Source organism: Amycolatopsis orientalis DSM 40040 = KCTC 9412 (assembly GCF_000478275.1).
GTDB lineage: Bacteria > Actinomycetota > Actinomycetes > Mycobacteriales > Pseudonocardiaceae > Amycolatopsis > Amycolatopsis orientalis.
Window position 1 is genome coordinate 261,638 of sequence record NZ_ASJB01000028.1, and the last position, 14,219, is coordinate 275,856.

Genomic DNA, 14,219 nt, shown 5'->3' on the forward strand with positions numbered 1-14,219 from the left:
GCGCTTGAAGGTCTTCGCATTCAGAGGACTGAACGCGAAGAGCGCCGAGGGGCGCTGATCCGCCGCACCGCGTTCGCGCAGGCCAGCGTCTCCAGAAGCGGCACCGTCCGCTCCCAGCCCAGGCAAGCGTCCGTGATGCTGAGGTCCGGCCGGGGCGGCAGGGAACCGACGTCCTGCCTGCCGTCGGACAGGTACGACTCGATCATCACCCCGGCCAGCGCGTCGTTGCCCGCCGAGATCTGGTCCGCCAGATCCGCGACGACCACGGGCTGCCGGTTGTGGTCCTTGCCGCTGTTGCCGTGCGAGGCGTCGACCACGAGCCGGTGCGGCAGGCCGGCGGCCGTCAGCGCGTCGAGGGCGTCCGCGACCGCGTGCGCGTGATGGTTCGGTTTCGGGCCACCGCGGAGGACGAGGTGGGCGTCGGAGTTCCCGGCGCTGCGCAGGATCCGCGGACGGCCATCCGCCGCGGCCCCCGGGAAGACGTGGGGCAGCCCGGCCGCCCGGACCGCGGCGACCGCCGTGTCGAGCCGTCCGGAGACGCAGTTCTTCATGCCCACAGGCATCGGCAGCCACGACGACAGGTGCCGGTGCGGCTGGCTGGCCACGGTCCTCGCCCCGATCGCGCCCCAGCTGACGGTGTCGGCGAAGTAGGGCGCCAGGAACGGGTCGACGAACTCGTACGCCAGCGGCAGCCCGGTCGCGGCGGCGTCGACCAGGAACCGCCGTCCGATCCGGACTCCGGCCGCGAGATCGCCCTTGCCGTCCAGGGTGGGGTCGGGCACCAGGCCGGTCCAGCCCGCGATCGTCCGCGGTTTCTCCAGGTACGCGCGCAGGACGACGACGAGGTCGTCGGCGAACCGGCGCGACGCCTCGGCGAGCCGGTGCGCGTAGTCGAGCGCACCGTCGGTGTCGTGCACCGAACAGGGTCCGACGACGACGAGCAGCCGGGAGTCGCGACGGGCGAGGACGTTCGCGACGGTTTCGCGATGCCGGGCGATCTCCGCCGCGACGACGTTGTCCGTGCCCACCTCGGCTGGGCTGGGCAAGGTGTCCTGGTCAGGCATCCGCGTGACCTCTCTTCTTGTCGGGGGCGGCCGCCCCGGCCCGGGGCAGCCGCGTCGCACCGGCCACCGCCACGACGGCGAGGCCGAGCACACACCAGAAAGCGTCGGCGAAGGCCGTGGCGACGTCCTGGCCGCGCGCGGCCAACCGGGCCTGCAGCACCACGGCCAGCACCGCGGTACCGATCGAGCCGCCGAGTGTGTTGAGCAGGTTCAGTGCCCCGGCCGCGCGGGGCAGCCGGGCGGGTTCGACGCGGCGGTAGACGATCGTCATCACCGGCGCGCCGATCATCGCCGCGCCGAAACCGCGCAGCAGCAGGGAAACCACGATCACCCAGTCCGGGAGACCGTGGCCCAGTTGTGTGAAGGGTGCGGTACCGAGGGCGACCAGTCCGATGCCGCTCAGTACCAAGGTGCGCGGTGCGAGGCGGTCGACGAGCCGGTTCACCAGCACCGAACCGGCCGCCGCGCCGATGCCCTGTGGCACCAGCAGCAAACCGGTGTCCCAAGTGGACAGTCCGGCGCCGCGCTGCAGATAGAGCGGGAGCAGGAACATCGTGCCGAACACCGACGCGCCGAGCAGCACCAGCGCGAGCGCGGCCACCCCGAACGGCGGCTGGGTGACCAGCCGCGGATCGAGCAGCGGCGCTTCGGCCCGCAGACCGTGCCGGAGGAACGCCGCGAGCATGACGACCCCCACCGCGACGGCCGTTCCGGCGACCACCGGCGCCCCCTGCTCGAACCACGTCAGCCCGAACACCAGGACCGCGAGTCCCGGGGACAGCAACAGCGCGCCCCGGAAATCGAACCGGTCACCCCGCCCGCCCGGTTCGCCTGCCGGGACCCAGCGCCGCGCCAGGAGCACGGCCACCACCCCGACCGGGAGGTTGACGTAGAACAGCCACGGCCAGTCGGCGACCGCGAGGATCGTGCCGCTCGCCAGCGGTCCGAGTACCGGCGACAACAGCGGCACGAGACCGACGACGCTGATCACGCGGCCGATCCGGTCCGGTCCGGCCGCCCGCGCCAGCAACGCCTGCCCGGTCGGCGGCAGCAGGCCGCCCGCGAGTCCTTGCAGGACACGGAAGGCGATCAGCGCGGGCAGGCTCGGCGCCAGCGCGCACAGCAGCGACGCCAGCAGGAACACGACGACGGCGGTGAGCCAGACGCGGCGGCCGCCGAACCGGTCGGCGAGCCAGCCGGACGCGGGCACCGCGGTGACCACGGCCAGCAGATAGGCCGTGGTCACCCATTGGACGCCGGTGACGGGCGCGCCGAACTCCTCGGCGAGCGTGTCGACCCCGACCGAGACGATCGTGCTGTCCAGCGTCGCCATGAAGGTGCCGAGTACCAGCACCGCCGCCGTGCGCCACAGCGCGGCGTCGACCGGACGCGCGGTCATCGCTTGCCCACGAACCCGGCGGCGTCGCCGTCCAGCCAGGACGGCAGCTCCCGGAGGAACCGGACCAGCTCGTCGGCCAAGGCGCGGGCGTCGGTGTCCCGCGCGTACAGAACGCCTTCCCAGCCGTGTCCGCCGGGGATCACGGTGACGCTCACCGGATGGTGCGTCCGTTCCCGGAACCGCGTGCCGGTGACGGTCAGGCCGGGCGCGGGTTCGCGTAGCTTCGCCGGATCCACCGGGTAGTTCTCGAACACGAGCAGGCTGTCGAACAGCCGGTCGCGTCCGGCGAACGACGCGAGTTCGGGCAGGCCGATCCGGTGGTGGCCGGCCATCGCCTGCTGCCGGGCCTGCAGGTCGGCCAGCGTCCCGGCGACCGTGCCGGTGAACCGGGTGCGGACCGGGACGCTGTTGGCCAGCAGGCCGATGATCTCCTCGACACCGTCCACTTCGGATGCCCGGTTCGAGGTCATGATCCCGAAGCAGACGTCCGGCCGCCCGGCGCGGGCCGCGAGCACCGCCGCCCAGGCACCCTGCAGCAGGGTGTTGACGGTGAGTCCGCGTGACGTGCCCAGCCGGGTCATTTCCGCGACGAGCGCGCCGTCCACAGTGAACAGGGCGGGTGCGGCGCTCCCGCCGGTACGCGGCAGGTGGTCGCCTTCGGGCAGGCCGTCGAGTTCCGCCCGCCACGCCCTGACGTCCGCGGCGTGATCGGCCGCGGCGAGCAGGCGGGTGTACCGGCTCAACGGGACCGGATCGGGTAACGGTTTCCCCGCGTACAGCGCGAACAACTCGCCGAGGATCCTCGGCGCGGACCAGCCGTCGGAGAGCAAGTGGTGACTGGTCAGCACGAGGGTCTGCCTGCCGGGCCCGCCGCGCAGCACCGTGACCCGCCACAGTGGACCGTTCGCCAAGTCGAACGGTTCCGCGAGTTCTTCGTCCAGCGCGGTGTCCACTTCGGACACCTCACGGACACGGAATCCGGCCTCCGGTTCCGCCGGGATCACCTGGACCTCGTGGGACGGCGGGAAGACCGCGCCCAGGTTCGGATGCCGTCGCACCAGTGCGGCCGCCGCCGTCCGCAGTGCCTCGACGTCGAGGTCGCCGGACAGCGTGAACGCGGCCTGCACCGGGTACGGATCTTCTTCCGCGGTCCGGGACTCGCGCAGGATCACCTCCTGGAGCGGCGTCAGCGGCAGGACCTCGCCCGGCCCCGGCACGTCGGCGGCGAGCGCGTCCAGCTCACGACGGAAATGCTCGCCCAGCACCGCGATCTCGTCCTCGGTGAACAACGCGGACGGCCAGGTGAAGCGGACGCCGAGCGTGCCGCCGTCCGGGACCATCGCGTTCACCGTGAGCGCGTACGGCAGCGGCAGTTCCGCGCCGCCGCCCGAACCGAGCGGATCGGCGTCCGGCGGTCGCTCCCACAGGGTTTCCCCTGCCGGGGGCGCGGGAAAGCGGCCGAGGTAGTTCCAGGCGACGTCGGGCCGCGGGCCGCCGGCGCCGAGGATTCCGTGGCCGAGGCCGTCGCCCGCGGCGCGCAGGTGGTCGCGCACGGCCCGCAGCGCGTCCGGCAGCGGCCCGGCGGGCGGGGCGATCCGCGCCGGATGCACGGCGGTGAACCAGCCCGCGGTCTGGGCCAGATCGACCCTGCCCGCGAAGTCCGGGGTGTGCCCCGGACGCCCGTGGCTCTCGACGGCGACGAGCAGATCGGCCGGTGTCCCGCGCCAGGCCGCGACCGCGCGGGCGAGCGCGGTCAGGAGCACCGTGTCCGGCCCGGTGCGGTAGGCCGAGGGCAGCGCGGTGAGCACGGCGTGGGTGGTGTCCTCGCCGACGTCGATCCGGTGATGCCGGGCGGTCGCCACGGTGTCGCGCACCGGATCGAGCGGGGCGCGGCCGAGCGGGGCCACCGGCGCCGCCGCGATCCCCCGCCAGTACGGCATTTCGTCCTCTCGATGCGGTGCGGCGGCACGCAGCGACCGCGCCCAGCCCAGGAACGACTGCCCGCGCCGGGGCAGGGTGGTGCCGTGGAAGGCCTGTTCGAGGTCGTCGACCAGCACGCGCCAGGTCACCGCGTCGGCGACGAGATGGTGTGCCACCAGCAGCAACCGTCCCGGTCGGTCCTCCCCCGCGTCCAGCAGCACCGCGCGCAGCAGCGGTCCGGTCCGCGGGTCCATCTGTGCCACGATCTGCTCGACCTGCGCGTCCAGCACCGAGCGCGGATCACCGGCCGTGCGGACGGAGGTGAGCACGTCGGCACCGGTCACCGCGCCGATGTCCGGGATGCGCAGCGCGTCCTCGATCAGGTGCGCGCGCAGGACGTCGTGACGGGCGAGGACGGCGTCGAGCACCGACAGCCAGCGCGGCACGTCGTCCGCCGAGGGCACGCAGATCTCGACCCACTGGCAGAACCCGTCCGCCGCCTTTCCCGCGCGCCGCAGGAGATCGCGCATGATCGGCGTCAGCGGGGCGTCCCCGACCGCGTGGGCCTCCTCGGCCCGTTCCGGTTCGCCGCAGCGCGCGGCGATCCCGGCGACCGTGCCGCCTTCGAGCACGTCACGCGCGGTCAGGTGCAGTCCCTCACGACGGGCGCGGGAGACCACCCGCAGCGAGGCGATGCTGTCGCCGCCCGCGTCCAGGAAACCGTCGTCCAGTCCGACGCCGGGACCGAGCAGCTCGCGGACCACCCGCAGCAGCACGGCTTCCGCCGGGGTCGCGGGTTCCCGGCCGCCGCCGGAGCGGGCTTCCGGCGCGGGCAGCGCGGCCCGGTCCAGCTTGCCGCTCGGGCCGAGCGGCAACCGGTCCAGCGCGACGAACGCGGTGGGCACCATGTACGCGGGCAGTTCCGCGGCGAGGTGCTCGCGCAGCACCGCCGGATCGGGCTCGGCCCCGTCCACGGGGACGACGTAGGCGACCAGCCGCTCCTCCCGGACGATCACCGCGGCGGCGCGGACGTCGTCGTGCGCGGTCAGCGCGGTCTCGATCTCGCCGAGCTCGATCCGGAACCCACGCAGTTTCACCTGGTGATCGGCCCGGCCGAGGAACACGATCTGGCCGTCCGGGCGCCAGCGGACCAGGTCACCGGTCCGGTACATCCGCTCCCCCGGCTCGCCGAACGGATCCGCGACGAAGCGTTCGGCCGTCAGCGCCGCCCGGCCGACATAGCCTTGGGCCAGCTTCGGCCCGGCCAGGTACAGCTCACCGGTGACGTTCGTGCCGACCGGCAGCAGCCCGCCGTCGAGCACGTACGCGCGGACCTCGGGGTCCGGGCGGCCGATCGGCAGCGGACCGGGATCGGCCGGGTCGTAGTGCCAGGTGACCGAGTTGATGGTGACCTCGGTCGGGCCGTAGGCGTTGAACAGCGCCCGCCGGTCCCCCCAGCGCCGGGCCAGTTCCGGGTCGAGCCGTTCGGCGCCGACGACGAAGAACACGTCCGGATCGACGGTCGCGTCGTCGGGCATCGCGGAGAGGAACGACGGCAGCAGGTTGAGCCCGGTGACGCGGTGTTCGGCGGCGTAGGCCAGCAGGTCGTCGCCAGAGACCCGCACTTCTTCCGGCGCGATGACCGAGGTGCCGCCGGACAGCAGCGGCAGCATGAACTGCCAGAAGGCGACGTCGAAACCGGTCGAGGCGAAGTGCAGGTACCGCTCGGCGGTGCCGATCCCGACGATGTCCTCCTGCAGCGCGATCAGGCTCGGGACGCCGCGGTGCGGCACCGCCACGCCCTTGGGCTTGCCGGTGGTCCCGGAGGTGTAGATGACGTACGCGAGCGCGTCCTCGCACGACGGCACGGCCGGATCGGTGTCCTCAGTGGACAGTTCCGCCGGGTCGATCACCGGAAGACCGCCGACGTCCGAAGTGGACACTACGACCGCGGGCCTGATGTCGCCGAGCATGTAGGCCAGCCGGTCGGCCGGGTAGTCCGGGTCCATCGGCACGTGCACCGCGCCCGCCTTGATCACGCCGAACAGCGCGACCACGAGGTCGACGTCGCGGCGCAGCAGGACCGCGACCGGGTCCTGGGGTTTCACGCCGGCGTCGATCAGGGTGTTCGCGAGCCGGTTGGCCCGCCGGTCCAGTTCGGCGTAGGTCAGGCTCCGGTCCCGGCAGACGACGGCTTCGGCGTCCGGGGTCTCCCGGACCCAGCGGCCGAACTCCGCCAGCATGCCACCGCGTTCCCGTTTCGGTTCCGGGCCTTCGCCGAGGCGCAGCATCTCCCGTTCCTCATCGGCGTCGAGCGCACGGAGCCGGGCCACCGGCCGCGCCGGATCGGTGACGATCTCGTGCACCAGCGCGCGCAGCCACCGGCCGAAGGACTCGGCCTCGTCGCGGGTGAACGCCTGCGGCTGGTAGCCGAGCCCGACGGTGAACTCGTCGCCGGGCAGCACGATCACCGTGAGCGGATAGTGCGTGGCGTCGGTGATGTCGACGCCGACGAGATCCAGTCCCGGTGCCAGGGTGGTGCGGGCACGGCTGGAGAGCGGGAAGTTCTCCATCACCAGCATCGTGTCGAACAGGTCGCCGACACCGATCGCGCGCTGGATGTCCGGCAGCCCGGCGTGGTGGTGCTCGGTGAGCCGGACGCTTTCGGTGTGCACGCGGTCCAGCACGGTCACCGCGGTGTCGGCGGGATCGAAGCGCACCCGCACCGGGATCGTGCCGCCCAGCTGCCCGATCATCCGCTCGACGCCGGGGACCTCGGCCGGGCGGCCCGAGACCGGGCAGCCGAAGACGACGTCGCGGCGGCCGGTCAGCCTGGCGAGCAGGACACCCCAGGCGGTCTGGAACACCGTCGTCGGGGTGACCCCGCGTTCGCGGGCGAAGGCGCGCAGCCGTTCGCTGAACTCCCCTCCCAGTTCCACGGTGACGCGCTCCGGACGCTCCACAGTGGACTCGACGCTCGCCGGGGCGAGCCGGGTACCCTCGTCGAGCCCGGCCAGCGCCTCACGCCATGCCGCCAGCGCCGCGTCCGGGTCGCGTTCGCCGAGCACACGGTGGTACTCCGAAAGCGGAGGCGCGACCGGCGCCGCCGGGCCGCCGCCGAGTTCGGCGTAGGTGGCCAGGAGCGTCCTGCCGACGAGTGGCATCGACCAGCCGTCGAGGAGCGCGTGGTGGTTGGTGAGCACCAGGCGGTGCTCGTCCGGGCCGAGGGTGAGCAGCAGGAACCGGATCAGCGGCGGGGTCGCCGGATCGAACGGCCGCGCGAGTTCGGCACGGCATTCCTCGTCGACCCGCTCCGGTGACACGTTCGCGAACCGCCAGTCGAGCGTGACCTCGGCGGGCACCACCTGGACGACTTCGCCCGCGTCGGTGGTGTGCAGGTGGACGCGCAACGCGGGATGCCGTCGCAGCACCTCCGCCGCCGCCTCGCGCATGCGCCCGGCGTCGAGCGCGCCGCTGAGCAGGGTGACGGCCTGCACCACGTAGACGTCGGTGTCGTCGTCGCCGCGCGCCAGGGTGTGGAACGCGAGCCCGGTCTGCAACGGGGTCGCGGGCAGGACGTCCTCGACCCGGCCCTGGCGTTCGAGCGTGTCGATGTCGGCCTGGCCGAGGCCGACCAGCGGCAGATCCGACGGCGTGAGTCCCCCGCCGTCCGGTCCGATCCGGGCCGCGTGCGCGGCCATGGCGTCCAGCGCTCGCGACCACGCTTCTTGGAGTGCCGCGACGCTTTCCTCCGGCAGGACCTCGCCTGCCGCGGTCCACTCGACGGCGAGCCGGGGACGGCCGTCCTCGCGGACGAAGCAGTTCAAGGCCAGGACCTGCTCCAGTGACTTGTCCTCGGGTTCGGTCACCGCGAACGGATCTTCTTCGGGCAGCCGCCAGCCGGTGCCGGGCAGTGCCGCGAACCGGCCCAGATAGTTGAGGACGACGTCCGGCGGCGGGACGGCGGCGAGTTCGTCCCGGGTGAGCGGGTCGAGGTACCGGAGGACGCCGAAGCCGACGCCGTTGTCCGGGACGGCGCGTTTGGCCTCCTTGGCGGCCCGCAGCAGCTTTCCGGCCGCGTCGCCGCCCGCGAGCGCGCTCTCGAAGTCCATCGTCGTGGCCACCGCGGTGGCCGGTACGCGCAGCGGATGCTCGGTGGTGAACCAGCCGATGGTGCGCGACAGGTCCAAGCCGTCCTGGTCCCGGCCATGTCCTTCGAGGGACACGGTTTCAGCCTCGACCGGGGCGGCTCGCCACGCTCGGAGGGTGAGCACGAGCGCGGCGAGCAGGACGTCGTCCGGTCCGGCGCGGTAGGCCGCTGGCAGGCTGGTGAGGACCGCCTCGGTCTGGTCCGGCGAGGCGACGGTGACCGAGCGCCGCGCAGTCGCGACCGTGTCGACGGCCCGGTCGAGCGGCCGGTCGCCGAGCCGCGGACCGGCGAGCGCGCCACGCCAGTGCTCGAGTTCGCTGCGCCGAGCACCCGAAGTCCCTTGTCCGGCAAGGCGGAGCGCGTGCCGCCGCCACGACGTCGTAACCGGTTCGAGCTGTTCCCCGGCGCAAGCCGCGTGGAGGTCCGGAAGGAGGACGCGCCAGGAAACGCCGTCGATCGCCAGGTGGTGCACGACGATGACGAGGTGTTCCGGCAGCAGGGCGACCTTGAGCACGCCGGTCCGGAGATCGAGTGAGTCCGCGAGACCCGCGGCGACCTCCGCCGGATCGCCCGTCGTTTCGATGACGACGTCGGCCGCCTTCACCGCACCCCGTTCGCGCACCCGCATTTCGTCCTCTGAATGCAGCCGGAAGACGTCGTGGTGGTCCAAGATCGTCTGGACGCCGGTGAGGAGCCGGTCGAGCGGAAGGTCCTCGTCGAGCCGGAGTGCGGTCCACTGGGTGTACCCGGCGATGGCCGCGACGTCCGGATGCGGGTCGAGCAGGGCGCGGACGATCGGCGGGGCGGGCACCTCGCCCATGGGCTCGTCGGGCGGATCCGCCGGGCCGCCGAGTTCCGCGCTCGCCGCCGCCAGCGCCTCGAAACTGCGACGGGCCAGCAGATCGCGCGGCCGCAGGTCGAGGCCGTGCGCGCGCAGCCTGCTGCTGACGCTGATCGCGGTGATGCTGTCGCCGCCCAGCGCGAAGAAGTCGTCGTCGACGGCGACCTCCTCGACGCCGATCACCTCGGCGATGGTCGCGCACAGCAGCCGTTCGCGTTCGGTGGCGGCGACGCGCCCGGCCGCCGCGCGCGGGGCGGGCAGCGCCGCCCGGTCGATCTTCCCGTTGACGGTCAACGGAAGCGTGTCGAGCACGACCACCGCGGCGGGTACGAGGTGCTCGGGCACCCGTCCGGCGAGGTCCGCGCGGACGGCATCCGGGACGACCTCGCCGACGACGTAGCCGACGAGCCTCGGCCCGCGCACCGCGGCGGCCGCCGCACGGACGCCGGGCACGGCGGCCAGCGCGGCCTCGACCTCGCCGAGTTCGACGCGGTGGCCACGCACCTTCACCTGGCCGTCGCGGCGGCCCAGGTACACCAGCCCGCGACCGGGCACCCAGCGCGCGAGGTCGCCGGTGCGGTACATCCGGTCGCCGGGCGCGCCGAACGGATCGGCGACGAAGCGTTCGGCGGTCGCGCCGGGCCGTCCGAGATAGCCGCGCGCCAGATGCGGTCCGGCGAGGTACAGCTCACCCGGCGTTCCCACGGGAACCGGACACAGCGCGGCGTCCAGCACCCGGACCGCCGTACCCGGTACCGCGGTCCCGATCGTCGGTCCCCCGGCGTCCAGCCAGGATCCGGCACCATCCACAGTGGCCTCGGTCGGCCCGTACATGTTGCGGGCACGGACACCGGACTCCGCCACGCGGCGCCACAGCGCGGGCGGTGTCGCCTCGCCGCCGAGGACGAGCAGCGACGGCGGATGCGGACCGTCGAGCAGTCCGGCCTCGATCAGGGGCGCGGCCATCGACGGCGTGGTGTCGACGACGTCGATCCGGTCGCGGGCGAACGCCGCGAGCAGCGCGTCGGCGTCCCGCGCCACCTCGGTGCCGTAGACGTGGAGTTCGTGCCCGAACAACAGCCACATCAGCTGGTCGAGCGCGGAGTCGAAGGCGAACGAGTAGGTGTGCGCGACCCGGAGCCGCCTGCCCGCGGCGCGTTCGGTCTCGGCGACCGTGGTCGCGCGGTGGTGGCGCAGCAGCGTCGCCAGTCCGCCGACCCGGCCGAGGACGCCCTTGGGACGTCCGGTGGAGCCGGAGGTGAAGATGACGTACGCGAGCTGTTCCGGGTGACGCGGCACCGGAAGCGGCGATAGATCCACTGTGGACAGATCGGTTTCGCCGAGCAGCAGATGCGGTCCCGGCAGGATTTCCGGGTCGTGGGTGACCGTGAGCACCGCGCCGGCTTCGGCGGCGAGTTCACGCAGCCGTTCGACGGGATGGGACAGCTCCAGCGGCAGGAACGCGGCACCCGCGTCGAGGACCGCCAGGAGGGCGACGACCAGATCGGCCGAGCGCGGCAGGGCCAGCGCGACGACGTCGTCGGGCCCGATTCCACGCGCACGTAACACCCGCGCCAGCCGGTGCACCCGTTCGACGAGTTCGCCGCCGGTCAGCCGTTCGTCACCGAAGACCAGTGCGGTCTGTTCAGGATCGAGCCGAGCGAGAAGTTCCGGTACATCAAGGAGTTCGGCGTCCGGGGCGGGCGTGGACCACGACCGCAGCAACGCGTCCCGCTCCCCCGCCGGGACCAGGTCCGCACCGGCGACCGCCGGACCGTCCCGTTCGGTCAGCGCGGTGATCAAGCAGCGCAGCGCGGTCAGCTTGGCGTCGACGGCGGCCTGGTCGTGGGTCCGCGCGTCGACCTCGAAGCCGAGCAGCAGCCCGCCGTCCGAGGTCGGGAGCACGGACAGGCCCATGTCCTCGGGCGGGCCGCCCGCGACGTTGCGCATGGTGCCGGGCGAGCCCGCGAAGTCGAGCTTCAGGTCGAACGCCTTGAGATTGATGCCGCGGCCGTGCAGCAACGCGCCCGCCCCGGGCACCGCCAGATCCTGCGGCAGGTCCTCGCCGCGATAACGCTGATGCGCGCGCATCTCCTTCAGCGCGCCCGCGACCCGCGCGGTCAGTTCGGCGCCGGAGTCCTCCGGCAGCACCGTGACCCGCAGCGGCAGCACGTTGACCGCCATCGCCGGGGTCCGCAGCGCGGCGCCCTCGCGGCACATCAACGGCATCGCGAACACGACGTCGGACCGGCCGAGCACGCGGTACAGGAAGGCGGCGTAACAGGCGATCAGCGCGTCGCCCCAGGTCGTTCCCGCGCGTTTCCCCAGTTCGCGCAGGCGAGCCACGTCCGAAGCGGGCAAGACCGCCCTCGCGGTGACGGTGTGCTCGGGTGGGCCCGAAGCGCTGCCGCCGTCGTCGAGATCCGGCAACGGCGTGAACCGCTCGCGCCAGTAGTCGCGGTCTTGGTCGAACCGGTCACTCTCGCGATAGGAGCGATCGGCCTCGACGAGATCGGCGAAGCGCGCGAACGTCGAGGGCGGTGTCTCCTTGCCCAGTGCCGAAGCGGTGTAGCGGGCGGCGGTGCGGCGCGCGAGCATCGCCGCGGTGTAGCCGTCGAACACCAGGTGGTGCCCGAGCTGGGTGAACCACACGTGCGACTCCGAAAGCCGCAGGACGAGGTGGGCGAACAACGGCCGGTCCACCATTTCGCGGCACGCTTCGGCGACCCGGCGGCGCTCCGCGTCCACCCGCTCGTGCGCGGCCGCGACCGGATCGACCTCCCCGCGCAGATCCACCACCCTCGGCGGCGGCACCGGCTCGTCCGACACCAGCTGGCGGGGCCCGTCCGGCGTGTCGAAGACGCGCAACCGCAGGCTGTCGGCCTCCTCGGTGGTGGCCCGGATCGCGTCGATCAGGGCGCCGAGGTCGACCGGCCGGTCGCCGTCGATCTCGATCACGTCACCGACGACGTAGTACGGCGAGTCGGGTTCGAGCCGCTGCGCGGTCCAGATACCCCGCTGGGCTCCGGTGAGGTTCAGCATGAGGGCACCACCATCGGGGTTCCGGTCACCGGGTCGGGTACGACGACACTGGGGAGATCGAAGACCTCCTTCATCAGCTCCGCGTCGACGATGTCGGCGGGCGCGCCTTCCGCGACGATCCGGCCGTTCCGCAACGCGACGAGATGATCGGCGTACCGGCAGGCCTGGTTGATGTCGTGCAGGACCGCGATCACCGTGCGGCCTTCGTCGCGCAGCCGCGCCAGCAGGTTCAGCAGCTGGTACTGGTGCGCGATGTCGAGGAACGACGTCGGTTCGTCGAGCAGCAGGTACGGCGTCTTCTGCGCCAGCACCAGCGCCACCCACACGCGCTGCCGCTGGCCGCCCGAGAGTTCCTGCACCGGCCGGTCGGCCAGTCCCGCCACCCCGGCCGCGGTCATCGCGTCGAGCACCGCCCGTTCGTCCTCTTCGGACCACGACGCGAACAGCGACTGGTGCGGGAACCGGCCGCGCGCGACCAGCTGCCGGACGCGGACGTCCTCCGGTGCCACCGGATCCTGCGGCAGGAAACCGAGTTCCCGCGCCAAACCCTTGCCGGGGAAGGAACCGACGTCCTCGCCGTCGAGCAGGACCGCGCCCTCCGCGGGGCGCAGCAGCCGGACGAACGCGCGCAGCAAGGTCGACTTGCCGCAGGCGTTCGGTCCGACGACGGCGGTGAACGCGCGGTCGGGCACGTCGAGGCTCAGCCGGGTCGACACGATCCGGTCGCCGTAGCGCAGGGTCAGTTCCCGCGCGGTCAAACGGGCACTCATGTGCGCCGCACCTCCTTGGTGAGCAGCCAGATCAGGTAGCCGCCGCCGATCACGGTGCTGACCACACCGACCGGCAGCGCTTCCGGCGCGAGCAGCATCTGGGCGGCCAGGTCGGCGGCGGTCAGCAGGACGGCGCCGGTGAGCGCGGCGGGCAGCAAACCGATCCCGGGCGTGCGGGCCAGCCGCCGCCCGATCTGCGGGGCCGCCAGCGCGATGAACGCGATCGGCCCGGCGACGGCGGTGACCGTGGCCGTGCAGCCGACGCCGATCAGCACCAGCTGCAGCCGCAGCCGGTCCCACCGGACGCCGGTGGTGACCGCGAGCGCGCCGCCGAGCGCGGCCTGGTGCAGCGACGGCGCCCGGGTGGCCAGCACGGCGAACAGCATCGCCAGTACCGCGAACGGGATGGCGACGTCGTCCCAGCCGACCCCGTTGAGCGAACCGGCGTTCCAGCCGACGGCCGCGATCGCGATCTCCAGTTCGGCGCGCAGCACGATCCACGAGTTGAACGCGGTCAGCATCGCGTTGATCGCGATCCCGATGACGATCAGCCGCAATCCGGACAGGCCGCCGCCGAGCGACAACGCGTACACGATCGCGGCCGTGACCACGCCGCCCGCCACCGAGCCGATGGTCAGCTGCGTCGAAGTCCCCGACAGCACGGTGATCGCGAACAGGGCGCCGGTGTAGGCGCCGGCGTCGAGGCCGATGACGTCCGGGCTGCCGAGCGGGTTACGGGTGACATTCTGGAAGATCGCGCCCGCCAGCCCGAGCGCGGCGCCGAACACCAGCCCGGCCAGCACCCTGGGCAGCCGCCATTCCCGGATGACGACCCCGGGGCCGCCGCCGGATCCGGTGAGCGCGGCGAACACGCGGGCGGGACTCGCCCACGCCGCGCCGTAACAGAGCCCGAGCAGCGTCAGGCAGGCGATGACCGCGACCATCGCCACGAGGAAGAAGAGGGTGCGGCGTTCCAGCCGGGCGGAGAACCGCCCGCGCCGCACGACGAAGGCGCTCGCTTTGTTCATGGTGT

Annotated in this window: 5 protein-coding genes; all 5 read right to left on the reverse strand. The window is 73.0% G+C overall.

Features of this window, described 5'->3' with window-relative positions:
- Positions 1 to 20: 20 nt before the first annotated feature.
- The 5 genes from L324_RS07685 to L324_RS07705 are packed head-to-tail and all read right to left on the reverse strand — an operon-like array spanning position 21 to position 14,214.
- Complete coding sequence (locus L324_RS07685; RefSeq protein ID WP_037305332.1) at positions 21 to 1,064, reverse strand: 3-deoxy-7-phosphoheptulonate synthase; 1,044 nt, start codon at positions 1,062 to 1,064, stop codon at positions 21 to 23.
- Entirely contained in the window at positions 1,057 to 2,463 is a 1,407-nt protein-coding gene (locus tag L324_RS07690; protein WP_037305333.1) for a DHA2 family efflux MFS transporter permease subunit, read from the reverse strand. Before L324_RS07690 ends, L324_RS07685 begins: the two co-directional genes overlap by 8 nt.
- Complete coding sequence (locus tag L324_RS07695; RefSeq protein WP_037305334.1) at positions 2,460 to 12,416, reverse strand: non-ribosomal peptide synthetase; 9,957 nt, start codon at positions 12,414 to 12,416, stop codon at positions 2,460 to 2,462. Before L324_RS07695 ends, L324_RS07690 begins: the two co-directional genes overlap by 4 nt.
- Positions 12,410 to 13,186 carry an ABC transporter ATP-binding protein gene (locus tag L324_RS07700; protein ID WP_037305335.1) on the reverse strand — a complete coding sequence of 259 codons (777 nt, stop codon included), beginning with the start codon at positions 13,184 to 13,186 and terminating at the stop codon, positions 12,410 to 12,412. The genes L324_RS07695 and L324_RS07700 overlap by 7 nt, the downstream gene beginning before the upstream one ends.
- Positions 13,183 to 14,214, reverse strand: coding sequence for a FecCD family ABC transporter permease (locus L324_RS07705; RefSeq protein WP_051173756.1), 1,032 nt, complete (start codon positions 14,212 to 14,214; stop codon positions 13,183 to 13,185). Before L324_RS07705 ends, L324_RS07700 begins: the two co-directional genes overlap by 4 nt.
- Between the last annotated feature and the right edge of the window lie 5 nt (positions 14,215 to 14,219).